Below are 25,668 nucleotides of genomic sequence, written 5' to 3' on the forward strand. Positions count from 1 at the left end.
CGTCAAAACAGTGTCAACGTCGTCGTCAGAGGCGCCAGAGACGCGTCAAGAGACCGGACCCGCGGGCCCGCGGCGCGCTTGTCTTTGAGGTGATGAACGACGTACCGCGCGGACGACTGAAGGTCTACCTCGGGGCCGCCCCAGGGGTCGGCAAGACCTACCGCATGCTCGACGAGGCTCAGCGTCGCGCGTCCCGGGGCGCGGACGTGGCGGTGGGGTACGTGGAGTGCCACGGGCGCCCCTGGACCGAGTCGATGACCGACGGCCTGGAGGTCGTGGCACGGTTGCGCTGCGACTACCGGGGCGGCGAGTTCGAGGAGATGGACGTGGCAGCCGTGCTCGCGCGGCGCCCCGGGGTGGCGATCGTCGACGAGTTCGCGCACACCAACATCCCGGGCGGCGGCCGGCACCCCAAACGCTGGCAGGATGTCGAGGACCTGCTGGCGGCAGGCATCGACGTGATCACCGCCGTCAACATCCAGCACCTCGAATCACTCAAGGACGTCGTCGAGAAGATCACCGGGGTACCGCAGCACGAGACCGTCCCCGACGACGTGGTCCGCAAGGCGGACCAGATCGAGTTCGTCGACATCCCGCCCGAGGGACTGCGCCGCCGTATGGCGCACGGCAACATCTACGCCCCCGAGAAGGTCGACGCGGCGCTCGCCAACTACTTCCGTCCCGGCAACCTCACCGCCCTGCGCCAGCTGGCCCTGCTCTGGGTCGCCGACCGGGTCGACGAGGCCCTCCAGTCCTACCGCGCCGAGCACGCCATCGGCGGGGTGTGGGAGACCCGCGAGCGGGTGGTGGTCGCGCTGACCGGCGGCCCCGAGGGCGACACGCTGGTACGGCGGGCCGCGCGCATCGCCGACCGGTCGGCGGGCGGCGACCTGCTCGCCGTGCACGTGGCCCGCAGCGACGGCCTGGCCGCCGGCGTCTCGCACGCCTCGCTGGCCCGGCAGCGCCGGCTGGTCGAGGACCTCGGCGGCAGCTACCACTCGGTGGTCGGCGACGACGTGGCCACCGCCCTGGTGGACTTCGCCCGCGCCGAGAACGCCACCCAGCTGGTCCTCGGCACCAGTCGCCGCGGCCGCCTGGAGCGCTTCCTCACCGGACCGGGCACGGGGGAGACGGTCACCGCCCTCTCCGGCGACATCGACGTCCACCGGGTGACCCACGAGCGGGCCGGCCGCGGCACCCTGCTGCCGTCCCGCCGCCGCACCCTGTCCACCGGCCGCCTGATCGCCGGTCCGGTCGCGGGACTGGTGCTCCCGGTCCTGCTGACCGTCGCCCTCGCCCAGGTGCGCGGCACCGTCAACCTGACCAGCGAGGCCCTGCTCTTCCTGCTCGCGGTGGTCGGCGTGGCCTGCATAGGCGGGGTGACCTCCGCCGTGATCGCCTCCGTCACCGCGTCCCTGCTGCTGAACTACTGGTTCATCCCGCCCATCGGCCAGTTCACCCTCGACGACCCCAACGCCCTGCTGGCACTCGGGGTGTTCGCTGTCGTGGCCGCCACCGTCGCCGCCGTCGTCGACCGCTCGCTGCGGCTGTCGAGGCGCGCGGCCCGGGCCACCGCCGAGGCGGAGACCATGTCGTCGCTGGCCGGCAGCATCGTGCGCGGCGGCCAGACCATCCCGGCGCTCCTGGAACGCACCCGCGAGACCTTCGGCATGGACTCCGCCGAACTCGTCGACGAACCGCCGGACGGCGCCGACGTCACCGCCGTGCCCGCGGGCCCCGGCAACTACCTGGTCCTGCGCGGCCGTACACCCTCCTCGTCGGAGCGGCGGGTGCTCGCCGCGTTCGCCGCGCACGTCGGGTCGGCGGTGGAGCGGGCCCGGCTCGCCCAGGCCGCCGCCGAGATCGAACCGGTGCGCGCCGCCGACCGGATGCGCACCGCGCTGCTGCGGGCCGTCGGCCACGACCTGCGCACCCCGCTCGCGGCCGGCTGGGCGGCGGTCACCTCGCTGCGCAGCCGGGAGGTGGAGTTCTCCCCGGAGGACCGCGACGAACTCCTCGCCACCGCCGAGGAGTCCATGGCCCGGCTGAGCCGCCTCGTCGACAACCTCCTCGACCTCAGCCGCCTGGAGGCCGGCGTGCTCACCCTCAACCTGCGGGCCACCGCCCTGGAGGAGGTCCTCCCGACCGCCCTCGCCGACACCCCGACGGCCGAGGTGCACGGAGACCTGGAGGACATGCCCCCGCTGCTGGCCGACCCGCCGCTGCTGGAGCGCGTGATCGCCAACCTGGTGGGCAACGCGGCCCGCTACAGCCCGCCCGGCACACGGGTGCTGGTGACGGCGAGCGCGCTGGCCGGGCGGGCCGAACTCCGGATCATCGACCGGGGCCCCGGCCTGCCCCCGACCGGCCGCGACCGGCTCTTCGAGCCCTTCCAGCGGCTCGGCGACACCGACAACACCACCGGGCTCGGCCTCGGCCTCGCCCTCGCCCGCGGGCTCACCGAGGCGATGGACGGCACCCTGACCCCCGAGGACACCCCGGGCGGCGGACTGACCATGGTCGTCTCGCTGCCCCTGGCCGACCGGGCCCAGCCCTTCCGGACCCCGCAGCACGTAGGAGGTGCCACATGAACACCACGCATGCCGGTCCCGTACGAACGACCTTCGGGTGGCCCACGATGCCCGTCCGGGACCGGGCCGCTCTCGCCGCAGGCCTCGTCGCTCCCCTCCTGGTCTCCCTCGTCCTCGTCCCCTTCCGCACCGACCTGTCCCACACCAACGCGGCGCTGGTCCTGGTCGTGGTGGTCGTCGCCGTGGCAGCGCTGGGCAGCCGGCTCGCCGGGGCGGTGGCGGCGCTCTCGGCGGCGGCCTGGTTCGACTTCTTCCTCACCCGGCCGTACGAGACCTTCGACATCAGCGCCGGCGCCGACATCGAGACAGCCCTGCTGCTGCTCGTCGTCGGCCTGATCGTCGCCCAGCTCGCGGCCCGCGCCCGCAAGCTGGAGGTCATCACGGTGACCGACGAGGGCTACCTCGCCCGGATCCACACCACCGCGGACCTGGTCCGGTCCGCCAAGTCCGCCGACACCGTCGTCGACCATGTGCGCGGCGAACTCACCGCACTGCTCGGCCTGTCCGGCTGTCGTTTCGAGTACGGCACCCTGCTGGGCCGGCCGCCGCGGCTGGGCAAGGACGGCGCGATCAGCGTCGGGCGCCGGACCTGGGACCCGGACCGCGACGGCTGGCCGGAGGGCGAGACCGAGCTGCGCGCGTACGGCAACGGGCACTACCTCGGCCGGTTCATGCTCACCCCGGGACCCGGGCCGGTACCACCGTTGCAGGCACGGCTGGTCGCGGTGACGCTGGCCGACCAGACCGGGGCGGCGCTGGACACGGCGGGGCCGGTGGGCGCGGGCTGACCCGCGGGTCGGTGGCAGCCCCGCCGTCCGGCTTCCGCGCCTGTCTCGCTCCCGCTTCTTGACATGTTCTTGGCGGAGTTTTGAACGGCGGGCAGCGGTCCGGCCGGAACCGGCGTCACGGCCGGTGCCGTTCAGGCTGATGTGACGTCAACCCTGCTCGTACCAGCGGCATCCGGAGAGAGAACCGGCCACATGGTGATCTGCGGCGACGACGGCCTCGCACACCGGCTCGCCGTCGAACTGGACGCGGTGTGCGGCGAGGTCGTCACCGTGGTCCTGCCGAGCGCCGACGACGAGCACGGTGCCCGGGTCGCCGCCCTGCACCGCGACCCGGCGTCCGCCGTCCACCTGTACATCTCGGCCCGCCCGGACGAGGCCACCCTGCGTGCGGCCGGCGTGGCACGGGCCGCCGCGCTCGCCCTGACCTACCGCGACGACCAGGTCAACGTCACCGCGGCCCTGGTGGCCCGCGCGGTCAACCCCTCCGTACGGCTGGTCGTGCGGATGTTCAACCGGGAGCGCGGCAGCCATCTGGAACGGCTCCTCGACCGGGCGGCGGGCCTGTGCGACGCCCCCGCAGCGGACACCTCCACCACCGTGCTCTCCGACGCCGACACCGCCGTCCCGGAACTGGTGGCGGCGGCCGCCGTGGGGCACGGCCACACCCTCCAGGTCGAGGGCAAGGTCTTCCGCGGTCTCGTACGGCCCGCGGGGACCCCGACGCACGCCACCGACCTCGCCACCCTCGCCGTGCTCTCCGGTGCGCACGAGGACGACCCGGCCAGCCAGGACAGCGCCGAGACGCCCGGTGAGGACGGCACCCTGCTGCTGCCGGACGACCGGACCGCGTACCACCGGCAGTTCACGCACGGGCGGCTGATGCTGGAGGAGGTCGTGCACCTCGACACGGCCGAACCGGCCCGCCGCGCCTGGCGGTTCCGGCCGGTGCGGTGGCTGCGGGCCCGGCTCGCCCATCTGCCGTGGCGGGTCTTCCGCTCCCGACAACTGGCCGCCGTCTACGGCTCGTTGGCCGCCGTGGTGGTCGCACTGTCCACCGCCACCGCGCTCTTCGCGGACGAGCATCCCTGGTGGAAGAACTTCTACCTGCCCCTGCTCGACATCTTCACGATGGGGGATCCGGCGACCGAGGAGTCGCCCGCCCGCCGCATACTCCAGCTTCTCGTCGGCTTCGTCGGGCTCGCCGTGCTGCCGCTCGTGGTCGCCGCGACCATGAACGCGACCGAGGCGTTCCGCACCGCCTCGGTGAACCATCCGCCGGACGACGAGGTCAGCGGCCACATCGTCCTGGTCGGCCTCGGGATGGTCGGTACCCGGGTGCTGGACCGGCTGCGCAGCAGCGGCCACCAGGTCGTGGCCATCGAGCGGGACCCGCGTGCGAGGGGAGTCGCGCTCGCCAGGGAACTCGGCGTTCCGCTGGTTCTGGAGGACGCCACCGCCCCCGGCGTCCTCGAACTCGCCAGGGTCCGGCAGTGCGGCTCCCTGCTCGTCCTCACCCGCGACGACGGCCAGAACCTCGATGTCGTGATGACCGTCCGGGAGGCCAACCCCGCGGTACGGGTGGTCACACGGCTGTACGACGACGCCTTCGCCGCGACCGTCCAGCGCACGCTGCGGGCGTCCTACCCAGACGCGCTCACTCGGAGCAGGAGCGTTTCGGCGCTGGCCGCGCCGTCTTTCGCCGCCGCGATGATGGGCCGCCATGTGCTGGGGGTGATGCCCGTGGAACGGGGGTCGCTGCTGTTCACCTGCGTGGACGTGGCCGGGCATCCGGAGCTGGAGGGACGTTCGGTGCACCAGGCCTTCCGGCGGCGGGAGTGGCGGGTGCTGGCAGTGGGGCCGGTCGGCGGGGGAGCCCCGGGACGGCCTGCCTTCGACTGGCGGCCGGCGCAGGGGCGGGTGCTGGAGGCGGGGGACCGGGTGGTGATGGCCACCACGCGGCGCGGGCTCGATGTGCTGATGACGGGGGTGGGTGTCAATCCAGGTTCGACGCCTTGAAGACCCCCAGCGCGTTCTCGCGTTCGACCTGTTCGCCGAGGCGGGTCAGGACGATCGAGCCGCAGAGCAGGGTGCCGGCCGCGGCGGCCCTGCGGGCGCCCGCGTCGACGCGCAGCCACAGGTCGGGGTTGTCGACGAGGACCCGGGGGTCGATCTCCAGCCGGTCGCCGAAGGCGTCGCGGAGCAGCAGACGGGGCGAGATGCCGTCGAGACGGCGGACCGAGACCAGGCGGTCGGTGCGGACCCTGCGGGTGCGCAGCAGCCGGCGTGAGGTGAGCCAGCCGTCGCCGGCGCGGACCCTGGCGGGGCACAGGACGCCGAACAGGAGCAGGGCGAGGGCGGTCCAGAGGGTGCCGCGCCACCAGGTGAACGTGCCCGATCCCCAGTCGATCAGGAGGAGCAGGGCGAGGAGGGCGCCTGCGCAACGCGCCGATGCGTAGACGTCTTTGGACCAGCGGAGGTCCTCGGAGGGCGGCATGGGGTGAAAAGTAGGGAGTGGCGGGGCGCGACGTCAGTAGGTGCGGCCGGTCCTTGATGAGACTCTGACGGTGGTGGGCCCGTGCGGGCCGGTGGGGGCTTGTCGCACAGCTCCTCCCCCAACCTTCGGCCGGGGGGACCCTGCGGCGCCCCTTTCAGGCGCGCTGCAGCCACCCCTGTCAAGAAGTCATCAAAGTCGCACCCTCCTGCGCGAAGAACGCGCAAGGGATTGCCGGAACCGGTCGGGGCGGGACAGAACCTGGTCGCATCGCGCGCGGTACTCCCGCGCGCGAGATGTGGATCCCGTTCGTCAAGGAGCACCCGCCCATGTCCGCACCTACCGCCGCACCGGGGGCCGCGCCCGCCGGTGAGGAGCCGCCCGATACCGGGGAGCGGCATCGCCTCACCGCCGTGACCGGCCTCGCCGCGCTGTCGCTGGACGCGATGGCGTCGGTGGCGTACGGGCCGGAGGCCATCGTGCTGGTGCTGGCGGCCGCCGGTGCGCACGGGCTCGGTTTCACGCTGCCCGTCACACTCGCGATCGCGGCCCTCCTCGCGGTGCTCGTCGCCTCGTACCGGCAGGTCGTCGCGGCCTTCCCGGACGGTGGCGGGTCCTACGCCGTGGCCCGGACCCACCTCGGGACGCGGACCAGCCTGGTCGCCGCCGCCTCCCTGGTGCTCGACTACGTGCTGAACGTCGCCGTCGCCGTCACCGCCGGGGTCGCCGCCCTCACCTCCGCCTTCCCTTCGCTGTACCCGCACCGGCTGGTGCTGTGCCTGGCCGTGCTGGTGCTGGTCACGGGGGTGAACCTGCGGGGCATCGTGGAGTCGGCGAAGGCGTTCATCGTGCCGACGGCGGTGTTCGTCGGGTCGATCTTCGTGCTGATCGTGGTGGGGCTCTTCCGGTCCTCCCCGGCCAGCACGGTCACCGCCGCCGGGCATGCCTCGGTGCTCGCCGGCAACGCCTCCAGCGTGGGCGCGCTGCTCCTGCTGAAAGCTTTCGCCTCCGGTTGTGCCGCCCTCACCGGCGTCGAGGCCATCGCCAACGCCGTGCCCTCCTTCCGGGTGCCGCGGGTCAGGCGGGCCCAGCACGCCGAGGTCGCCCTGGGCGCGGTGCTGGGCGCGATGCTGATCGGGCTCTCCGTGCTGATCTCCCGGTTCCATCTGCAGCCGGTCGCGGGCGTGACCGTCCTGGCCCAGCTCGCCGACGCCTCCCTCGGCCACAACTGGGGCTTCTACGTCGTCCAGTTCGCCACGATGATCCTGCTGGCGCTGTCCGCGAACACCAGCTTCGGCGGGCTGCCCGTGCTGCTGAAACTGCTCGCCCGGGACAACTACCTTCCGCACGTCTTCGCCCTCAAGGCCGACCGGCAGGTGCACCGGCACGGTGTGCTCGCCCTGGCCGTGGTCTCGGCCGCGCTGCTGGTGTTCTCCGGCGGCGACACCAACACGCTGGTGCCGATGTTCGCCATCGGGGTCTTCGTCGGCTTCACCGTCGCCCAGCTGGGAATGGTGCGGCACTGGCGGCTGGAGCGGAGGCCCGGCTGGCGCGGGAAGGCGCTGCTCAACGGGTTCGGGGCGGTCCTGACCGGGGTCGCGACCGTCGTCGTGACCGCGAGCAAGTTCACCGAGGGCGCCTGGCTCGTCGTGGTCATGCTGCCGCTGCTCGTCGGTGCCTTCGTCGCCGTGCACCGTGCCTACGGGCGGATCGGGGAGCGGCTCGGGCTCGGACGGATCCCCGCCCCACCGCACCGGGAGCGGTCGGTCGTGATCGTGCCGGTGTCGTCGCTGTCCCGGCTCACCTCCCAGGCGCTCTCCGCGGCCGCCTCCCTCGGCGACGAGGTGCGGGCCGTGACCGTCTGCCACCCCGACCCCGAGGACCGGGCCCAGCTGCACGCCCTGGAGCGTGCCTGGGCCGAGTGGGACCCCGGGGTGCCGCTGGTCCGGCTGAGCTGCGAGCGGCGCACCCTGGGCCGTCCCATCGCCGCCTACGTCCGCGAGGTGACCGCGGCCGAGCCGGCCACCCAGGTGACCGTGCTGATCCCGGAGACCGAGCCGGGCCGGCTCTGGCAGCGGCTGCTGCAGAACCAGCGCGGAGCCGTCGTCGCGCATGCCGTGCGCAGGGAGACCGACGCGGTGATCTGCCGGCTGCGGTTCCGGCTGTCCTGATCCGCCTGCTACCCCCTGAGGCCGACGTTCCCCCTGTTCAGAGGGGTTTCCGCCGCCGAACGGCGGCCTCCGGTCGCGGGTTGGTCGCGGTCGCGTAAGAGTCCCGTCAAAGGCGTGAACACCGCCGTAAGGGACCCGTCAACGGCGGCTGAATCCGGCCAGAAAGACGCTTTCCTCTAACAGTCCGAGTCCGTTCCGAACCTCATCCAGGAGTTCACGATGGCCGATCTGGCCTTCGTCGTCACCGTGCTCGCGGGTTTCGCGCTGGTGGCCCTCGTCGCCAAGGGGGTGACCAAGCTGTGACCGCCGAGAACATCGTCGGCCTCGTCGTGGCCGTCGCCCTGCTGGGCTATCTCGTCCTCGCCCTGATCTTCCCGGAGAGGTTCTGAGACACCCATGGGTCCCGTAACCGCCGCCGTGCTCCAGCTCGTCGCGCTCATAGGCGCGCTGGCGCTCTGCTACATCCCCTTCGGCAACTACATGGCCAGGGTCTACACCTCCGACAAGCACTGGCGCGTCGAGAAGTGGATCTACAAGGGCATCGGCGCCAACCCCGACACCGAGATGCGCTGGCCCGCCTACCTGCGCGGAGTCCTCGCCTTCTCCCTGATCGGCGTCCTCTTCCTCTACCTCCTCCAGCGGCTCCAGGGCATCCTGCCCGGCTCGCTGAACTTCTCCTCGGTCAACCCGGCGCAGTCGTTCAACACGGCCGTCTCCTTCGTGACCAACACCAACTGGCAGTCGTACTACGGCGAGCAGACCATGGGTCACGTCGTGCAGACCGCCGGTCTGGCCGTGCAGAACTTCGTCTCGGCCGCCGTCGGCATCGCCGTCGCGGTGGCGCTGGTGCGCGGGTTCGCGCGCTCGCGCACCGGTGAGATCGGCAACTTCTGGTCCGACCTGGTCCGGGGCGTCATCCGCATCCTCGTGCCGTTCTCCGTGCTCGCCGCGGTCATCCTGGTCGCCTGCGGTGCGATCCAGAACTTCTCCGGCATCCACGAGGTCGGTCAGTTCATGGGCGGCTCGCAGCAGTGGAACGGCGGCGCGGTCGCCTCCCAGGAGGCCATCAAGGAGTTCGGTACCAACGGCGGCGGTTACTTCAACGCCAACAGTGCCCACCCGTTCGAGAACCCGACGCCCTTCACCAACCTCTTCGAGATCTTCCTGATCCTGCTGATCCCGTTCTCGCTGACCCGCACCTTCGGTGTGATGGTCGGCTCGGTGAAGCAGGGCTACGCGATCCTCGCCACGATGTTCACCATCTGGCTGGGCTTCGTCGCCCTGATGATGTGGACCGAGTTCGCCCACCACGAGGGCGCGCTGCAACTCGCGGGCGGTGCCTACGAGGGCAAGGAGGTCCGCTTCGGGGTCGGCTCCTCGTCGATCTTCGCGGTGTCGACCACACTCACCTCGACCGGTGCGGTGGACTCCTTCCACTCGTCGTTCACCGGCCTGGGCGGCGGGATCACCATGCTCAGCATGATGCTGGGCGAGATCGCGCCCGGCGGTACCGGATCCGGCCTCTACGGCATCCTGATCATGGCGATCATCGCGGTGTTCATCGCCGGCCTGATGGTCGGCCGTACCCCCGAGTACCTGGGCAAGAAGATCGGTGCCCGCGAGATCAAGCTGTCGGCGATCTACATCCTGATCACCCCGGCGCTCGCGCTCGTCTTCACCGCGGCCTCCATGGCCCTGCCGACCCCGCCGCACTCCATGCTCAACCCGGGCGCGCACGGGTTCTCCGAGGTGCTGTACGCCTTCACCTCTGCGGCCAACAACAACGGCTCGGCCTTCGCCGGCCTGAACGCGAACACCGACTGGTTCAACACCATGACCGGGCTCGCGATGCTGCTGGGCCGCTTCCTGCCGATGGTGTTCGTGCTGGCGCTGGCCGGCTCGCTCGCCGAGCAGAAGCCCGTCCCGGCCACGGCCGGCACCCTGCGCACCGAGAAGCCGCTGTTCACCGGCCTGCTCGTCGGCGCGATCCTGATCATCACCGGTCTGACCTACTTCCCGGCCCTCGCGCTGGGCCCGCTCGCCGAGGGGCTGGCGTCATGACCACCCGTACCCGGAAGTCAGAGGACTCCATGTCCACAGCCACCCCGACCCGGGCGCCGCACAGCGACGTCCCCACCGGGCACAAGCCCGCCGAAGGACGCGTCGGCGCGGGCCTGTTCGACCCCAAGCAACTGGTCAGGTCCCTTCCCGAGGCCTGCCGCAAGCTCGACCCGCGGGTGATGGTCAAGTCCCCCGTGATGTTCGTGGTGTGGGTCGGCTCGATCCTGACCACCGTCTTCTCCTTCAAGGATCCGGGCGACTGGTTCGGCTGGGCGATCAGCGCCTGGCTGTGGCTGACCGTGATCTTCGCGAACCTCGCGGAGGCGGTCGCCGAGGGCCGCGGCAAGGCCCAGGCGGACACCCTGCGCAAGGCCAAGACCGACACGGTGGCCCGGCGGCTGACCGGCTCCACCGAGGAGCAGGTGCCCGGCACCGAGCTGAAGATCGGTGACCTGGTCGTCTGCGAGGCCGGCGACATCATCCCCGGTGACGGTGACGTCGTCGAGGGCGTCGCCTCCGTCGACGAGTCGGCGATCACCGGTGAGTCGGCCCCGGTCATCCGCGAGTCCGGCGGTGACCGCTCCGCCGTGACCGGCGGTACGAAGGTGCTGTCCGACCGGATCGTCATCAAGATCACGACGAAGCCGGGCGAGACCTTCATCGACCGGATGATCAGCCTCGTCGAGGGCGCGGCCCGGCAGAAGACGCCGAACGAGATCGCGCTGAACATCCTGCTCGCCTCGCTCACCATCGTCTTCCTGCTGGCCGTCGCCACGCTGCCGCCGTTCGCGGACTACGCGGGCACCCACCTGACGCTCGTTGTCCTGGTCGCCCTCCTCGTCTGCCTGATCCCGACCACCATCGGCGCGCTGCTCTCCGCGATCGGCATCGCCGGCATGGACCGCCTGGTGCAGCGCAACGTGCTCGCCATGTCGGGCCGTGCGGTCGAGGCCGCCGGTGACGTCTCCACGCTGCTGCTCGACAAGACCGGCACCATCACCCTCGGCAACCGCCAGGCCTCCGAGTTCGTGCCGGTGCGCGGGGTCACCGAGGCCGAGGTCGCCGACGCCGCCCAGCTGTCGTCGCTGGCCGACGAGACCCCCGAGGGCCGTTCCATCGTCGTCCTCGCCAAGGAGAAGTACGGGCTGCGCGAGCGGCACCAGGGCGAGCTGGCGCACGCGGAGTGGATCGCCTTCACCGCCCAGACCCGCATGTCGGGTGTGGACGTCGACGGGCGCAAGATCCGCAAGGGCGCGGCCGGTTCGGTCATCGCCTGGGTCCGCGAGCAGGGCGGCACCGTCGCCGAGGACGCGGACACCGTCGCCAACGCCATCTCCGAGTCCGGCGGCACCCCGCTGCTCGTCGCGGTCGACGACGCCGAGGGCGCCCGGATCCTGGGCGTCATCCACCTCAAGGACGTCGTCAAGGAGGGCATGCGCGAGCGGTTCGAGGAACTGCGCCGCATGGGCATCAAGACCGTGATGATCACGGGTGACAACCCGCTGACCGCACGCGCCATCGCCGAGGAGGCCGGCGTCGACGACTTCCTCGCCGAGGCCACCCCCGAGGACAAGATGGCCCTCATCAAGCGGGAGCAGGCCGGCGGCAAGCTGGTGGCGATGACCGGTGACGGCACGAACGACGCCCCCGCGCTCGCGCAGGCGGATGTCGGAGTGGCGATGAACACCGGTACGTCGGCCGCGAAGGAGGCCGGCAACATGGTCGACCTCGACTCCAACCCGACCAAGCTGATCGAGATCGTCGAGATCGGCAAGCAGCTGCTGATCACCCGGGGTGCGCTGACCACGTTCTCCATCGCCAACGACGTCGCGAAGTACTTCGCGATCATCCCGGCCATGTTCGCCGTGGTCTACCCGGGCCTGGACAAGCTCAACATCATGCACCTGTCCTCGCCCAGCTCCGCGATCCTGTCCGCGGTCGTCTTCAACGCGCTGATCATCATCGCGCTGGTGCCGCTCTCCCTGAAGGGTGTGCAATACCGGCCGGTGAGCGCGGACAAGATGCTGCGGCGCAACCTCGGGATCTACGGTCTCGGCGGCCTGATCGCCCCCTTCATCGGCATCAAGATCATCGACATGATCATCTCCCTCATTCCCGGAATCGGCTGATCGCGATGAACAACTCCGTAACCAACACCGCCCGGTTGCTCTGGGCGGGCCTGCGGGCCCTCCTGGTGCTGACCCTGGTGACGGGCGTGGTCTACCCGCTGGTCGTCACCGGCATCGCCCAGGCCGCGTTCCACAACAAGGCGAACGGCTCCGAGGTCAAGGCGGACGGCAAGGTCGTCGGCTCCTCCCTGATCGGGCAGTCGTACAACCTGCCGCTGAAGAAGGGCCAGGAGACCCCGGACGCCGCCCTGCAGTGGTTCCAGGGCCGCCCGGCCAACGGGCTCGGCAGCAACAGCGTCAACACCCAGTACAAACTGATCCTTTCGGGTGCGACCAACCTCGCCGCCGACAACAAGGTCCTCATCCAGCAGGTGAAGGACGCCCAGGCCGCCGTCGTCAAGGACAACTCGGTACCCGGATACACCGTCAAGGTGTCCCAGGTGCCGGCCGACGCCGTCACCTCCTCGGGTTCCGGCCTGGACCCGGACATCTCCCCGGCCTACGCCGAACTCCAGGTCCACCGGGTCGCGGAGAAGAACAACCTCTCCGTCACCCAGGTGGAGAAGCTGGTCGAGGACCACACCTCGGGCCGCACGCTCGGCTTCATCGGTGAGCCCCGGGTGAACGTCCTCGAACTCAACATCGCGCTGAAGGACCTGACCAAGGGCAGTTGAGAGAACCGATGACCCGAGTGCTGGTCGTGGAAGACGACCCCCAGCTCGTACGGGCACTCGTGATCAACATGCAGGCACGCCAGTACGGAGTGGACGCGGCGCCCGACGGCGCCACGGCCCTCCGGCTGGCGGCCGCGCGTCAGCCGGACGTGGTGATGCTCGACCTCGGACTGCCCGACATGGACGGGGTCGACGTCATCAAGGCGCTGCGCGGCTGGACCCGCGTACCGATCCTGGTGCTGTCCGCGCGGCAGGCCTCCGACGAGAAGGTCGCCGCGCTGGACGCGGGCGCCGACGACTACATCACCAAACCGTTCAGCATGGACGAGCTCCTCGCCCGGCTGCGGGCCGCGGTCCGCCGCACCGAGGACACCCCGCTCGCCCCCGAGACCACCCGGGTGGAGACGGCCGACTTCACCATCGACCTGCTCGCCAAGAAGGCGGTCCGGGCCGGTCGTGACGTACGGCTCACCCCCACCGAGTGGCATCTGCTGGAGATACTGGTCACCAACCCCGGCCGGCTCGTCACGCAGAAGCACCTGCTGCGCGAGGTGTGGGGCGTCACCCAGAGCAACAAGACCAACTACCTGCGGGTCTACATGGCCCAGCTCCGCCGCAAGCTGGAGGCGGACCCCTCGCACCCCCGGTACCTGATCACCGAGCCCGGCATGGGCTACCGCTTCGAAGGATGACATGGCACGCGGCAGGCTCCGGATCTACCTCGGCGCGGCACCCGGCGTGGGCAAGACCTACGCCATGCTCTCCGAGGCCCACCGCCGGATCGAACGCGGCACGGACTGTGTCGTCGCGTTCGTCGAGCACCACGACCGGCCGCGCACGGAGGTGATGCTGCACGGCCTGGAGGAGATCCCGCGCAGGGAACTGGAGTACCGGGGCGCGGTGTTCACGGAGATGGACGTGGACGCCGTGCTCGCCCGCCGCCCCCAGGTCGCCCTCGTCGACGAACTCCCGCACACCAACATCCCCGGCTCCCGCAACGCCAAGCGCTGGCAGGACGTCGAGGAGCTGCTGGCAGCCGGGATCGACGTCGTCTCGACGGTGAACATCCAGCACCTGGAGTCGCTGGGCGACGTCGTGGAGTCCATCACCGGGGTACGGCAGCAGGAGACCGTGCCCGACGAGGTGGTCCGGCGGGCCGACCAGATCGAGCTGGTCGACATGTCGCCCCAGGCGCTGCGCCGGCGCATGGCGCACGGCAACATCTACCAGCCGGACAAGGTCGACGCCGCCCTGTCCAACTACTTCCGGCCCGGCAACCTCACCGCCCTGCGCGAACTCGCCCTGCTCTGGGTCGCGGACCGGGTCGACGAGTACCTGAACGCGTACCGCAGCGAGCACCGCGTCTCGAAGATCTGGGGTTCGCGGGAGCGGATCGTGGTCGGCCTGACCGGCGGCCCGGAGGGGCGGACCCTCATCCGGCGGGCGGCACGGCTCGCCGAGAAGGGCGCGGGCGGCGAGGTGCTCGCCGTCTACATAGCGCGCAGCGACGGCCTCAACTCGGCCTCCCCGAAGGAACTCGCCGTCCAGCGCACCCTCGTCGAGGACCTCGGCGGCACCTACCACCACGTCGTCGGCGACGACGTCCCGGCCGCGCTCCTCGACTTCGCGCGCGGGGTCAACGCCACCCAGATCGTCCTCGGCGTCTCCCGGCGCCGGAGCTGGCAGTACGTCCTCGGTCCCGGCGTCGGTGCCACGGTCGCCCGGGACTCGGGACCCGACCTCGACGTGCACCTCATCACCCACGACGAGGCCGGCAAGGGGCGCCTGCCGCTGGGCCGTTCGGCGCGGCTCGGCCGGTCCCGGCTGATCTGGGGCTGGCTGACCGGGGTGCTCGGGCCGGTCCTGCTCACCTGGCTGCTGACCTCCGCGGCACCGGAGGTGGGCCTCGCCAACGACATGCTGCTGTTCCTCGCCCTGACGGTCGCCGCGGCCCTGCTCGGCGGGCTGCTCCCGGCGCTCACCTCGGCGGTCGTCGGCTCCCTGCTGCTCAACTGGTTCTTCACCCCGCCCGTCCACACCCTCACCATCGCCGACCCGGAGAACATCGTCGCCATCGCGATCTTCGTCGGGGTCGCGGTGTCCGTGGCCTCGGTGGTCGACCTGGCGGCCCGGCGCACCCAGCAGGCGACCCGGCTGCGCGCCGAGTCGGAGATCCTGTCCTTCCTCGCGGGCAGCGTGCTGCGCGGCGAGACCAGCCTGGAGGCGCTCCTGGAACGGGTGCGGGAGACCTTCGGCATGGAGTCGGTGGCGCTCCTGGAGCGGGCGGACGACGTGGCGCCCTGGACCTGCGCCGGCAGCGTCGGACCGCGGCCCTGCCAGACGCCGGAGCGGGCCGACGTCGACGTACCGGTCGGCGACCACATGACCCTCGCCCTGTCCGGCCGGGTGCTGCCGGCCTCCGACCGGCGGGTGCTGGCCGCGTTCGCCGCGCAGGCGGCCGTCGTGCTCGACCGGCAGCGGCTCCAGCAGGAGGCGGACCAGGCGAAGGAACTCGCGGAGGGCAACCGCATCCGCACCGCCCTGCTGGCCGCCGTCAGCCACGACCTGCGCACCCCGCTGGCCGGCATAAAGGCCTCGGTGTCCTCGCTGCGCTCGGACGACGTCGAGTGGTCCGAGCAGGACCGGGCGGAGCTCCTGGAGGCCATAGAGGCGGGCGCCGACCGCCTCGACCACCTCGTCGGCAACCTCCTCGACATGTCCCGCCTGCAGACCGGCACGGTCACGCCCATCGTCCGCGAGGCCGACCTGGACGAGGTGGTGCCGATGGCGCTCGGCGGGGTCCCCGAGGACAGCGTCGAGCTGGACATCCCGGAGACGCTGCCCATGGTGGACGTCGACAAGGGGCTGCTTGAGCGGGTCGTCGCCAACGTGGTCGAGAACGCCGTCAAGTACAGCCCCGCGGACACCCCCGTGCTGGTGAAGGCCAGTTCCATGGCGGACCGGGTGGAGGTGCGGGTCGTGGACCGCGGGCCCGGCGTCCCCGACGAGGGCAAGGAGCGCATCTTCGAGCCGTTCCAGCGGTACGGCGACTCGCCGCGCGGCGCGGGGGTGGGGCTCGGCCTCGCCGTGGCCCGGGGCTTCGCCGAGGCGATGGGCGGCACGCTGACCGCCGAGGACACCCCCGGCGGCGGCCTCACCATGGTGCTGACCCTGCCGACCGCACCGGGCCGCAGACCGGGGCGGCCGGACCTGCCGGCGGCTGTCACCTCCTGAGGCCGCTCATCGGTCCGCCGGGCGGACCGCTACGACAACTGCCGTGAGTCCAGCGGCAGATGCCAGCTGTTGCGGCGGTGCGCGGCGGCCAGCACCTGCTCCAGCGGGGAGGGCGGCACGGCCAGGACCGGGCAGTGCGCGTGGGAGAGGCAGTAGCGGGTCACCCGGCCCGAGAAGGCCCGGTGCCAGCCACGCCGGCCCGCGCCGACGACCAGCACGTCGTCCTCCCGGTCCGCCACCTCCACCAGGGACAGCCCCGGGGTGCCGCGCACCACGAGTCCGTGCACCGGGGTGCCGGGGCCGGCGTCGCCGAAGACCTCCTCCAGCACGTCGAGCAACCGCTGCCGGGCCATCCGCTGCCACTCGTCGACCAGCAGCATCGAGGCCGGCGAGCGTCGCGTCGCCAGCTCACCGCCCGGCGGCTCCCACACCAGCACCGGCCACAGTTCCGCGTCCCGGCGCCGGGCCTCCGCGGCGGCCCGGGACAGGGCCGTGACGCTGCCCAGCGAACCGCTCACGCCGACCACGACCCGAACGGGCGCGCAGGCGCCGTCACCGGACATGACTTCACCGTTCTTCCGTAGCTGTCCCGTGGAACTCCCGGGCCGGACGGGTACCCCGATCCGGTTCCATGACACTGCGCCGAACGGGTGACGGCCAGCGGCGGGGCACTTTCTTGGCACGCCTCTGACGGCCGCTGTGACCGCCGCCACCAGCACCGAAGGGCGGTCCGTCAGCGTCCCGTCAACGTCGCCGCGATCACCGTCAGCGTCCCGTCATGGGGCATCGGAGAGGTGCCGGAGGCGGGCATAGCGTCTTGGCCAAGCCCCGGTCGGCGTCCCCGCCGCCGGGGCACCAGCTCCTTCCTGTGCCAGGAGGCATGTCATGCCAGAACTCTTGTGCGGTGACGACCCGGAGCCTTCCGATCGCTCCCCGGCCGGACCCCTGTTCGTACCGGTCCGGCCGGGACCCGCGGGATGCGCGGCCCGGCTCTTCCGCACCCCGCTCGGCGAGCGCACCGCGGTCGGTTTCACCTCGGCCCGCGGACTCGCCGCCACGCTCGGCCCCGACCAGGCCTGGATCCGGCTCGCCGAACCCGCGCTGCGCGCCCTGGCCGTACCGCTCGGCGTCACCACGGTGACGGTCGACCCGCAGCTGTCGGCACCGGCCCCCGCGCCGGTCGCGCCGCTCCCGCGTCCCGCGGTGTCGCTGCGGACCGTCCGCACCGCCTGAGCCGCGTGAACCGTCTGATTCGTCCGAGTCTGAGAGGGGAGCGGTCGATGACCACCCTGCACGAACCCGTCGTCACCACCACGCCCGCCGATCTGTCGGTGTGGCCCGCCTCCACCACCGAGCCCCGGCCCGGCGACCTCGCCGTCGGCGGGGTCCCGCTCGCCGAGGTCGCCGACCGCTTCGGCACCCCCGTCTACGTCCTCGACGAGAACGAGGTCCGCGAGCGCTGCCGCACCTACCGCCACGCCTTCCCCGACGCCGAAGTCCTCTACGCCGCCAAGGCGTTCCTGTGCCGGGCGATGGTCCACTGGACCGAGGAGGAGGGGCTCGGCCTGGACGTCTGCTCGGCCGGCGAACTCGAACTCGCCGTCACCACCGGGTTCCCGCCGGAGCGGATCGTGCTGCACGGCAACGCCAAGTCGCCGCGCGACCTGGAGACCGCGCTGCGGCTGGGCGTCGGACGGATCGTCATCGACAGCCCCTCCGAGATCGCCCGGCTCGCCGCCGCCGTCGGACCCGACGGACACCAGAAGGTCATGGTCCGGGTGGTGCCCGGCATCAGCGCGGGCGGCCACGAGAAGATCCGCACCGGCACCGACGACCAGAAGTTCGGCCTGTCCATCGCCGACGGCTACGCCCAGCACGCCATCGCCCGGATACTGGACCAGCCGCAGCTCGAACTCACCGGCCTGCACTGCCACCTGGGCTCCCAGATCACCAGCGTCAAGCCGTACCTCGCCGCCGTACGCCGCATGGTCGGGCTCATGGCCCGGCTGCACGAACAGCACGGACTGGTCCTGCCCGAGCTGGACCTGGGCGGCGGCCACGGCATCGCCTACCGGCCCGGCGAGGCCGCCCTCGACCTCACCGCCCTGGCCCGCAAGGTGCGCGCCGAACTCTCCGACGCCTGCGCGGCGGCCGGGCTGCCGGTGCCCCGCCTGATCATCGAACCGGGGCGGGCCGTCGTGGGCCCCGCCGGGATCGCCGTCTACCGCGTCCTCGCCGTCAAGAAGACCGGCGACCACACCTTCGTCGCCGTCGACGGCGGCATGAGCGACAACCCGCGGCCCGCCCTGTACGGCGTCCGGTACGCGCCCCGGCTCATCGGCCGCGCGAGCACCGCACCCGCCGCCCCGGTGACCGTCGTCGGCCGGCACTGCGAGGCCGGCGACGTCCTGGCCGCCGACGTCGAACTCCCCTCCGACCTGCGCCCCGGCGACCTGCTCGCGGTGCCGGTGGCGGGCGCCTACCAGCTCTCCATGGCCTCCGGCTACAACCTGGTCGGCCGCCCGCCGGTCACGGCCGTCCGCGACGGCCACGCCCGGCTGCTGGTCCGGCGCGAGTCCCTGGACGACATCCGCCGCCGCGACGTCGGGCTCTGACCGGGCCCGTTCTCCGACCCACCTCCGGGCGAGCGGCGGCCCGGCCCTCGCCCGGAGGTGCTCCAAGTCCCTTTCCGAAAGACGCCTTTGATGAAGAGGTCCCTGTGACGATCGAGAACATCGTCGGGCTGATCGTCGCGGTCGGCCTGCTGGCCTACCTCGTGGTGGCCCTGATCGAGCCGGAGCGCTTCTGATGACCGCGCCCGCACCCGTGCGCGAGAGACCCGCCGGCACCGTACGACCGCCCGACGCGCCCCCCGGCCGCCGGATAGGCGGCGGACTGCTCGACCCGCACCAGCTGTGGCGGGCCCTCCCGGCCGCGCTGCGCAAGCTCAACCCCGTGACCCTGGCCCGCAACCCGGTCATGTTCGTCACCGAGATCGGCGCGGCCCTGACCACGGGCCTCGCGATCGCGCACCCGTCCGGGTTCGGCTGGCTGATCACCGTATGGCTGTGGCTGACCGTCGTCTTCGCCAACCTGGCCGAGGCGGTCGCCGAGAGCCGGGGCCGCGCCCAGGCCGACACCCTGCGCGGCATGCGCCGGCAGACCGTCGCCCGCCGGCTGACCGCCGGGCCGGACGGCCGGCACACCGAGGAGAGCGTCGGTGCCGGGGAGCTGCGGCGCGACGACCTGGTGGTCGTCGAGGCGGGCGAGCTGGTGCCCGGCGACGGCGACGTCGTCGAGGGCGTGGCCAGCATCGACGAGTCGGCGATCACCGGCGAGTCCGCGCCGGTCATCCGGGAGTCGGGCGGCGACCGCTCCGCCGTCACCGGCGGCACCCGGGTGCTGTCCGACCGGATCGTCGTCCGCATCACCCAGGAACCCGGCGAGTCCTTCCTGGACCGGATGATCTCCCTGGTCGAGGGCGCCAACCGGCAGAAGACCCCGAACGAGCTGGCCCTCAACCTGCTGCTCGTGATGATGACCTTCGTCTTCCTGGTCGCGGTCCTCACCCTGCAGCCACTGGCGATCTTCTCCAAGGGCGTCACGTCGGCCGCGCCCGACACCCAGGCGCTCACCACGCACGGCGTCACCGGGATCGTCCTGGTCTCCCTGCTGGTCTGCCTGATCCCGACCACCATCGGCGGCCTGCTCTCCGCGATCGGCATCGCCGGCATGGACCGGCTGGTCCAGCGCAACGTGCTCGCCATGTCCGGGCGCGCCGTGGAGGCGGCCGGTGACGTCAACACGCTGCTCCTCGACAAGACCGGCACCATCACCTACGGCAACCGGCGGGCCGGCGCGCTGCTGCCGGTCGGCTCGGTGCTGGGACGCCAGCTCGCCGAGGCCGCACTGCTGTCGAGCCTCGCCGACGAGACCCCCGAGGGGCGGTCGATCGTCGAGTACGTGCAGGCGCAGTTCGGCATCACGGCCGCCACCCCCGAGGGCGCCGAGTGGGTCGCCTTCTCCGCCGTGACCCGGATGTCGGGGGCCGACCTGCCCGACGGGAGACGGCTGCGCAAGGGGGCGGCCGCCGCGGTCGCCGCCTGGGTCGAGGAGCACGGCGGCACGGTCCCGGCGGCCCTGGAAGCCTGCGTGGAGCAGATCTCGGCCTCCGGCGGCACCCCGCTCGCGGTGGCCGAGGCCCCCGGCGGCGGCCCGGCGCGGCTGCTCGGCGTCGTCCACCTCAAGGACGTCGTCAAGCCCGGCCTGCGCGAACGCTTCACCGAACTGCGCCGGATGGGCATCCGCACGGTCATGATCACCGGTGACAACCCGGTCACCGCGCGCGTCATCGCGGAGGAGGCGGGCGTCGACGACTTCCTCGCCGAGGCCACCCCCGAGGACAAGCTCGCCCTGATCAGGAAGGAGCAGGCGGGCGGCAAGCTGGTCGCGATGACCGGCGACGGGACGAACGACGCCCCGGCGCTCGCGCAGGCGGACGTCGGCGTGGCGATGAACACGGGGACGTCGGCCGCCAAGGAGGCCGGCAACATGGTCGACCTCGACTCCGACCCCACGAAGATCATCGACATCGTCGAGATCGGCAAGCAACTCCTCATCACCCGAGGCGCGTTGACCGCGTTCTCCATCGCCAACGACATCGCCAAGTACTTCGCGATCCTCCCGGCGATGTTCGGCGGGGTCTACCCGGCCCTGGACGCGGTCAACATCATGCGGCTGCACTCACCGGCCTCCGCGATCCTCTCCGCGGTGATCTTCAACGCGGTCATCATCGTCGTGCTGATCCCGCTGGCGCTGCGCGGCGTCCGCTACCGGCCCAGCAGCGCCGACGCCCTGCTCACCCGCAACCTGTGGATCTACGGCATGGGCGGACTCGTCCTGCCCTTCCTCGCCATCAAGCTCATCGACTTCGCGGTCGTCCAGTTCATCCCGGGGCTCTGACTCATGACCTTCCTCTCCAGGATGCCCTCCTGGATCGGCCACCATCTGGCGGCGATCCGGGTGGTCATCGTGCTCACGCTGGTGCTGGGCCTGGCCTACCCGCTGGCCATGACGGCGCTCGCCCAGCTCCCCGGCCTGCGGGACGACGCCCGGGGCCGCACCGCGCTGATCGGCCAGTCCTTCCTCGACAGCAAGGGCCACCCGATCCCGTACTACTTCCAGTCCCGCCCCTCCAACGCCGGCAGCGGGTACGACGCCTCGGCCTCCGCCGCCGGCAACCTCGGCCCGGAGTCGACCGTCGACGTGCTCGGCCCCGACGGCAAGCAGAGCCTGCTCACCCAGGTCTGCGCCCGCAGCAGGGCGGTCGGCGAGCTGGAGCACGTCGACGGCTCCCGGCCGTACTGCACCTCCGACGGGGTCGGCGCCGTCCTCGGCGTCTTCCGCGACGGCGGTACGACGGGGAAGGCGACCCGGGTCGTCAGCCTCGACCAGGCCTGCCCGGCCAAGCCGTTCCTCGCCGCCTACGACGGCGTGAGCGTGGCGTGCGCCAAGGCGGGCGAGGACTACGGTGCGGCCGTCGTCACCCCGGTCCGCGGGGACGCCCCCGCCCACCCGAAGGTGCCCGCCGACGCGGTCACCGCGAGCGGCAGCGGCCTCGACCCGCAGATCAGCCCCGCGTACGCGGAACTCCAGACCCCGCGCATCGCCCGCGAACGCGGCATGACCGAGGCGGCCGTGCGCAAGCTGGTCGCCGAGTGCACCAGCGGCCGGGCCCTCGGCATCCTCGGCGAACCCGCCGTGAACGTCGTCCGGTTGAACGCGGCCCTCGACCGCACGCATCCCGTGAAGGGGGCCTGACCCCATGTCCGTGTACGGCTGGCTCCAGGCCACCCTCGTCCTCGCCGTCGTCGTGGGACTGCACGTCCCGCTCGGCGACTACCTGGCCCGCGCCCTCGACGGCGGGCCGCACCACCGCGCCGAACGCGCCCTCTACCAGGTGTGCGGCGTCGACCCCGACCGTGAACAGGACTGGCGGCACTACCTGTTCGCCCTCCTCGCCTTCAGCCTGGTGAGCATCGCCGCGCTGTTCGCGCTCTTCACCCTCCAGGGCGGGCTGCCCTGGTCCACCGGGCATCCCGGCATGCCCTGGCGGCTCGCCCTGCACACCGCCGTCAGCTTCACCACCAACACCAGCTGGCAGAACTACGCGGGCGAGTCCACCACCGGGCACCTCGCCGTCATGGCGGGCCTGGGCGTGCAGGCGTTCGCCTCGGCGGCCGTCGGCATCTGCGCCGCGCTGGCCCTGATCCGGGGGCTCGTGCGCCGCGACACCGACCGGCTGGGCAACTTCTGGGTGGACCTGATCCGCACGATCTTCCGGGTCGTCCTCCCGCTGTCCATCGTCTCCGGGATCATCCTGATCGCCCTCGGCGTCCCGCAGAACCTCGCGAGCCCGCACACCGTCACCACCGTGGCGGGCGGCCGGCAGACCCTGCTCGGCGGTCCGGTCGGCTCCTGGGAGCCGCTCAAGCTGATGTCGGGCGACGGCGGCGGCATCTTCAACGCCAACAGCGCCCACCCCTTCGAGAACCCGTCCGCGTTCACCGACGCGATCGAGATCGTGCTCATGCTGCTGATCCCGACCGCCTTCATCCGCACCTACGGCCGCATGATCGGCTCCCTGCGGCAGAGCTGGACCCTGCTGACGGTCGTCGGCATCCTCTTCGGCCTGCTGCTGGCGGCCGGCAGCCTCGCCCAGAGCGCCCACACCGGCACGGTGACCGAGGCGGTCGGCGGACCGTACGAGGGCACCGAGACCCGCATCGGCGTCCCCGGCTCCACCCTCTTCGGCGTCGCCGCCACCGGCTCCGCCGACGGCGCGGCCAACGCGTCGTACGACAGCTTCTCCAGCCTCGGCGGCGGGGTGCTGCTGTCGGCGATGATGCTCGGCGAGATCGCGCCCGGCGGCACCGGCAGCGGACTGTACGGCCTGATCATGGCCGTGCTCATCGCCGTGTTCGTCGGCGGCCTGATGGTCGGCCGGACCCCCGAGTACCTGCGCAAGCGGATCGGGTTCCCGGAGATGCGGTACGTCGTGCTCTACGCGCTGGTCGCCCCGACCGCCATCCTCGGCTGCGCCGCACTCGCGGTCGCGCTCGGCGACGGCCAGTCGTCCATGGGGAACCCGGGACCGCACGGCCTGACCGAGCTGGTGTACGCCTACACCTCCAACGTCAACAGCAACGGCAGCGCCATGGCCGGCTTCAACGGCGCCACCGACTTCCACAACCTGCTGATGGTGGCGGCGATGCTGATCGGCCGTTACGTACCCATGGTGTTCCTGCTGGCCCTGGCCGGCCGGCTGGCCAGGCAGCAGCCCGGTGTGGTCACCGTCGGCACCCTCCAGGCCCGCGGCGTCAACTTCGTCGCGCTGGCCACCGGGGCCGCGATCATCCTGGCGCTGCTCAACTTCCTGCCCGCGCTGTCCCTCGGCCCGCTCGCGGAGGGGCTCCTGTAGGGACCGGGCGGGGAGCTCCCGCAGAGACTCCCCGGGCGGGCAGGCCTTTCTCACTCACACGCCGGCCGGCCCGCCCGGGGGACCACCACGGGCGCACGGACACGGCACGCAGGACACTGTTGCCGACCGTCCCACCGGCCGTGACGAGGTACCGATGGCGTATGGCCTGGCACGCCGTGAACTGCGACCGAGGGTTCCGCTGCGCCCGGGGGAGGGCGACAAGCGCCACCTGACCAGCCTGGAAGGGCTGGCCGCGCTGTCCCTGGACGCGCTCAGCTCCGTGGCGTACGGCCCCGAGGCGATCGTGCTGGTCCTGGTGGCCGCCGGCACCGGCGCCCTCACCGCCACCCTGCCCATCACCCTCGCGATCACCTTCCTGCTCGCGGTGCTCGTCGTGTCGTACGGGCAGGTCATCGCCGTTCACCCGGACGGCGGTGGCGCCTACGCCGTCGCCAGGACCGACCTCGGCGCCACCTCGAGCCTGCTGGCCGCCGCCAGCCTGGTCGTCGACTACGTCCTCACCGTGGCCGTCAGCCTCGCCGCCGGCGCCGACGCGCTCGCCTCCGCCTTCCCGGCGCTCGCCCACGACAAGCTGCTCGTCTGCCTGGCCGGCCTGGCCCTGCTGACGGCCGTCAACCTGCGCGGCGTGACCGAGAGCGCCCGGGTGCTGATGCTGCCGACGCTCCTGTTCATCGTCGCGATCCTCGGCGTCATCCTGCTCAGCCTGCTGCGCGGGCACCCGGTCGCCGTCGTCGGCACCGGCCAGCCCGTGCACGCGACCGAGGCACTGGGCGCGCTGGTGATCCTCAAGGCGTTCTCGTCCGGCTGCTCGGCCCTGACCGGCGTCGAAGCCATCGCCAACGCCGTACCGGCCTTCCGCGCCCCCAGCGTCAGGCGCGCCCAGCGCACCGAGCTGATGCTCGGCGCGCTGCTCGGGATCATGCTGATCGGGCTGGCCGTCCTCATCCACCGCGACCACGTGGCCCCGCGCGCCGGGGTCACCGTCCTCGCCCAGCTCACGGCGGGCGCCTACGGCAGCGGCTGGCCCTACTACGCCACCAACCTGATCGTCACCCTGGTCCTGGGCCTGGCCGCCAACACCAGCTTCGGCGGACTGCCGGTGCTGATGAGCCTGCTCGCCCGCGACCACCGGCTGCCCCACCTCTTCGGCCTGCGCGCCGAACGCCCGGTCTACCGCTACGGCGTGGTGGCTCTGGCGCTGCTGGCCGCGCTGCTCCTGCTGGCCACCGACGCCGACACCCACCGGCTGCTCCCGCTCTTCGCCATCGGCGTCTTCATCGGCTTCACCCTCAGCCAGAGCGGCCTGGTCCGGCACTGGGCGACCCAGCGCCCGGCCGGCTGGAAGCGCCGCGCGGTCATCAACGGCACCGGCGCCGTGCTCACCACGCTCGCCGGGGTCATCCTGCTGTTCACCAAGTTCCTCTCCGGCGCCTGGGTGGTCGTGATCGCCGTACCGCTGATGATGCTGCTGTTCGCCCGCATCCAGCGGTACTACACCGAGGTGGGCGAGGAACTGGGCCTCGGCCGCATCCCGGAACCGCCGGCCCGGCGCACCGCCAGCCTGGTGATCGTGCCGATCGGCGAGGTCAGCAAGCTCGCCCGGCACGCCCTCGGCGCCGCCCTCGCCCTCGGCGACGAGGTGGTCGCGGTCGCGGTGCACGCCGACCCGGCCAGGTCCCGGGCGCTGGAGGAGGCCTGGGCGCGCTGGAACCCGGGCGTGCGCCTCGACATCGTCGACAGCCCGCACCGCTCGCTGGTGCAGCCGGTCGTCGACTACGTGCAGCGGGCGGCGGCGGACGGCCGCCAGGTGGCCGTGCTCATCCCCGAGGTGGAGCCGAGGCACCGGCGCTACGAGATCCTTCAGAACCAGCGCGGCCTGCTCCTCGCCACCGTGCTGCGGGCCCGCACCGACGTCGTGGTGTGCATGCTGCCGTACCGGTTGAAGCTGTGATCGCCGTCTTGTCGGGCCCCGGGCGGGCTCCTACAGTGCGCCCGTAATGTTCGCCGACCTCGCCGAAACTTTCGGCG

Annotated in this window: 19 protein-coding genes; 17 read left to right on the forward strand and 2 right to left on the reverse strand. The window is 72.1% G+C overall.

Annotated features, from left to right (window positions below; genetic code table 11):
- The first annotated feature begins 92 nt into the window (after positions 1 to 92).
- From ACIQVL_RS38120 to ACIQVL_RS38130, 3 genes are all read left to right on the forward strand, one after another.
- Complete coding sequence (locus tag ACIQVL_RS38120; protein ID WP_403477648.1) at positions 93 to 2,591, forward strand: ATP-binding protein; 2,499 nt, start codon at positions 93 to 95, stop codon at positions 2,589 to 2,591.
- Positions 2,588 to 3,379 carry a DUF4118 domain-containing protein gene (locus tag ACIQVL_RS38125; RefSeq protein WP_403477649.1) on the forward strand — a complete coding sequence of 264 codons (792 nt, stop codon included), beginning with the start codon at positions 2,588 to 2,590 and terminating at the stop codon, positions 3,377 to 3,379. The genes ACIQVL_RS38120 and ACIQVL_RS38125 overlap by 4 nt, the downstream gene beginning before the upstream one ends.
- A gap of 192 nt (positions 3,380 to 3,571) precedes the next feature.
- Entirely contained in the window at positions 3,572 to 5,395 is a 1,824-nt protein-coding gene (locus tag ACIQVL_RS38130; RefSeq protein ID WP_403477650.1) for a potassium channel family protein, read from the forward strand.
- Here the strand turns inward: ACIQVL_RS38130 and ACIQVL_RS38135 are convergent.
- Positions 5,373 to 5,873 (reverse strand): hypothetical protein, encoded by a 501-nt coding sequence (locus ACIQVL_RS38135; protein ID WP_403442770.1) that lies wholly within the window; start codon positions 5,871 to 5,873, stop codon positions 5,373 to 5,375. The genes ACIQVL_RS38130 and ACIQVL_RS38135 overlap by 23 nt on opposite strands.
- A gap of 326 nt (positions 5,874 to 6,199) precedes the next feature.
- On the opposite strand from ACIQVL_RS38135, the gene ACIQVL_RS38140 reads away from it, so the two are divergent.
- The 7 genes from ACIQVL_RS38140 to ACIQVL_RS38170 all read left to right on the forward strand — a co-directional run bounded on the left by ACIQVL_RS38140 (position 6,200) and on the right by ACIQVL_RS38170 (position 16,139).
- Positions 6,200 to 8,041: an APC family permease gene (locus tag ACIQVL_RS38140; RefSeq protein WP_403477651.1), complete on the forward strand. Its 1,842-nt coding sequence runs from the start codon at positions 6,200 to 6,202 to the stop codon at positions 8,039 to 8,041.
- Positions 8,042 to 8,340: 299 nt separating this feature from the next.
- Positions 8,341 to 8,430 carry a K(+)-transporting ATPase subunit F gene (kdpF, locus tag ACIQVL_RS38145; protein ID WP_016434100.1) on the forward strand — a complete coding sequence of 30 codons (90 nt, stop codon included), beginning with the start codon at positions 8,341 to 8,343 and terminating at the stop codon, positions 8,428 to 8,430.
- Positions 8,431 to 8,437: 7 nt separating this feature from the next.
- Positions 8,438 to 10,102 (forward strand): potassium-transporting ATPase subunit KdpA, encoded by a 1,665-nt coding sequence (gene kdpA / locus ACIQVL_RS38150; protein WP_403442774.1) that lies wholly within the window; start codon positions 8,438 to 8,440, stop codon positions 10,100 to 10,102.
- Positions 10,103 to 10,131: 29 nt separating this feature from the next.
- Positions 10,132 to 12,231 carry a potassium-transporting ATPase subunit KdpB gene (gene kdpB / locus ACIQVL_RS38155; protein ID WP_403477652.1) on the forward strand — a complete coding sequence of 700 codons (2,100 nt, stop codon included), beginning with the start codon at positions 10,132 to 10,134 and terminating at the stop codon, positions 12,229 to 12,231.
- 5 nt (positions 12,232 to 12,236) lie between these two features.
- The gene (locus tag ACIQVL_RS38160; protein WP_403442780.1) at positions 12,237 to 12,905 is read left to right on the forward strand and encodes a potassium-transporting ATPase subunit C; all 669 of its coding nucleotides are present in this window, start codon (positions 12,237 to 12,239) and stop codon (positions 12,903 to 12,905) included.
- 8 nt (positions 12,906 to 12,913) lie between these two features.
- A complete protein-coding gene (locus ACIQVL_RS38165; protein WP_403442782.1) occupies positions 12,914 to 13,597 on the forward strand; it encodes a response regulator in 684 nt (227 codons plus the stop codon).
- Between the two features lies 1 nt (position 13,598).
- Positions 13,599 to 16,139 carry an ATP-binding protein gene (locus tag ACIQVL_RS38170; RefSeq protein WP_403477653.1) on the forward strand — a complete coding sequence of 847 codons (2,541 nt, stop codon included), beginning with the start codon at positions 13,599 to 13,601 and terminating at the stop codon, positions 16,137 to 16,139.
- Between the two features lie 29 nt (positions 16,140 to 16,168).
- Here ACIQVL_RS38170 and ACIQVL_RS38175 read toward each other — a convergent pair whose 3' ends face one another.
- Positions 16,169 to 16,702, reverse strand: coding sequence for a universal stress protein (locus ACIQVL_RS38175; RefSeq protein WP_403442788.1), 534 nt, complete (start codon positions 16,700 to 16,702; stop codon positions 16,169 to 16,171).
- 322 nt (positions 16,703 to 17,024) lie between these two features.
- Between ACIQVL_RS38175 and ACIQVL_RS38180 the strand changes: the two genes are divergently transcribed.
- The 7 genes from ACIQVL_RS38180 (at position 17,025) to ACIQVL_RS38210 (ending at position 25,591) form a co-directional block, all read left to right on the forward strand.
- Positions 17,025 to 17,372 (forward strand): SAV_915 family protein, encoded by a 348-nt coding sequence (locus ACIQVL_RS38180; RefSeq protein ID WP_403442791.1) that lies wholly within the window; start codon positions 17,025 to 17,027, stop codon positions 17,370 to 17,372.
- Positions 17,373 to 17,419: 47 nt separating this feature from the next.
- Positions 17,420 to 18,754, forward strand: coding sequence for a diaminopimelate decarboxylase (lysA, locus tag ACIQVL_RS38185; RefSeq protein WP_403477654.1), 1,335 nt, complete (start codon positions 17,420 to 17,422; stop codon positions 18,752 to 18,754).
- A 104-nt stretch (positions 18,755 to 18,858) separates the two neighbouring features.
- Positions 18,859 to 18,948: a K(+)-transporting ATPase subunit F gene (gene kdpF, locus ACIQVL_RS38190; protein ID WP_403442796.1), complete on the forward strand. Its 90-nt coding sequence runs from the start codon at positions 18,859 to 18,861 to the stop codon at positions 18,946 to 18,948.
- A complete protein-coding gene (gene kdpB, locus ACIQVL_RS38195) occupies positions 18,948 to 21,101 on the forward strand; it encodes a potassium-transporting ATPase subunit KdpB (RefSeq protein WP_403477655.1) in 2,154 nt (717 codons plus the stop codon). The genes kdpF (ACIQVL_RS38190) and kdpB (ACIQVL_RS38195) overlap by 1 nt, the downstream gene beginning before the upstream one ends.
- 3 nt (positions 21,102 to 21,104) lie before the next feature.
- Positions 21,105 to 21,959 carry a potassium-transporting ATPase subunit C gene (locus ACIQVL_RS38200; RefSeq protein ID WP_403477656.1) on the forward strand — a complete coding sequence of 285 codons (855 nt, stop codon included), beginning with the start codon at positions 21,105 to 21,107 and terminating at the stop codon, positions 21,957 to 21,959.
- Positions 21,960 to 21,963: 4 nt separating this feature from the next.
- Entirely contained in the window at positions 21,964 to 23,619 is a 1,656-nt protein-coding gene (kdpA, locus tag ACIQVL_RS38205; protein ID WP_403442804.1) for a potassium-transporting ATPase subunit KdpA, read from the forward strand.
- Positions 23,620 to 23,773: 154 nt separating this feature from the next.
- Positions 23,774 to 25,591: an APC family permease gene (locus ACIQVL_RS38210; RefSeq protein ID WP_403442806.1), complete on the forward strand. Its 1,818-nt coding sequence runs from the start codon at positions 23,774 to 23,776 to the stop codon at positions 25,589 to 25,591.
- Positions 25,592 to 25,668 lie beyond the last annotated feature (77 nt).

It is taken from the genome of Streptomyces sp. NPDC090499 (assembly GCF_044769305.1).
Taxonomy (GTDB): Bacteria; Actinomycetota; Actinomycetes; order Streptomycetales; family Streptomycetaceae; genus Streptomyces.

What these genes read in the sequence shown, in the direction of transcription:
- ACIQVL_RS38120 (WP_403477648.1), top strand. Translation starts at nt 93, where the DNA reads ATGAACGACGTACCGCGCGGACGACTGAAGGTCTACCTCGGGGCCGCC.
- ACIQVL_RS38125 (WP_403477649.1), top strand. Translation starts at nt 2,588, where the DNA reads ATGAACACCACGCATGCCGGTCCCGTACGAACGACCTTCGGGTGGCCC.
- kdpB (WP_403477655.1), top strand. Translation starts at nt 18,948, where the DNA reads ATGACCGCGCCCGCACCCGTGCGCGAGAGACCCGCCGGCACCGTACGA.
- kdpA (WP_403442774.1), top strand. Translation starts at nt 8,438, where the DNA reads ATGGGTCCCGTAACCGCCGCCGTGCTCCAGCTCGTCGCGCTCATAGGC.
- kdpA (WP_403442804.1), top strand. Translation starts at nt 21,964, where the DNA reads ATGTCCGTGTACGGCTGGCTCCAGGCCACCCTCGTCCTCGCCGTCGTC.
- ACIQVL_RS38135 (WP_403442770.1), bottom strand. Translation starts at nt 5,873, where the DNA reads ATGCCGCCCTCCGAGGACCTCCGCTGGTCCAAAGACGTCTACGCATCG.
- ACIQVL_RS38165 (WP_403442782.1), top strand. Translation starts at nt 12,914, where the DNA reads ATGACCCGAGTGCTGGTCGTGGAAGACGACCCCCAGCTCGTACGGGCA.
- lysA (WP_403477654.1), top strand. Translation starts at nt 17,420, where the DNA reads ATGACCACCCTGCACGAACCCGTCGTCACCACCACGCCCGCCGATCTG.
- ACIQVL_RS38200 (WP_403477656.1), top strand. Translation starts at nt 21,105, where the DNA reads ATGACCTTCCTCTCCAGGATGCCCTCCTGGATCGGCCACCATCTGGCG.
- ACIQVL_RS38160 (WP_403442780.1), top strand. Translation starts at nt 12,237, where the DNA reads ATGAACAACTCCGTAACCAACACCGCCCGGTTGCTCTGGGCGGGCCTG.
- ACIQVL_RS38140 (WP_403477651.1), top strand. Translation starts at nt 6,200, where the DNA reads ATGTCCGCACCTACCGCCGCACCGGGGGCCGCGCCCGCCGGTGAGGAG.
- ACIQVL_RS38170 (WP_403477653.1), top strand. Translation starts at nt 13,599, where the DNA reads ATGGCACGCGGCAGGCTCCGGATCTACCTCGGCGCGGCACCCGGCGTG.
- ACIQVL_RS38210 (WP_403442806.1), top strand. Translation starts at nt 23,774, where the DNA reads ATGGCGTATGGCCTGGCACGCCGTGAACTGCGACCGAGGGTTCCGCTG.
- ACIQVL_RS38130 (WP_403477650.1), top strand. Translation starts at nt 3,572, where the DNA reads ATGGTGATCTGCGGCGACGACGGCCTCGCACACCGGCTCGCCGTCGAA.
- ACIQVL_RS38175 (WP_403442788.1), bottom strand. Translation starts at nt 16,702, where the DNA reads ATGTCCGGTGACGGCGCCTGCGCGCCCGTTCGGGTCGTGGTCGGCGTG.
- kdpB (WP_403477652.1), top strand. Translation starts at nt 10,132, where the DNA reads ATGTCCACAGCCACCCCGACCCGGGCGCCGCACAGCGACGTCCCCACC.
- ACIQVL_RS38180 (WP_403442791.1), top strand. Translation starts at nt 17,025, where the DNA reads ATGCCAGAACTCTTGTGCGGTGACGACCCGGAGCCTTCCGATCGCTCC.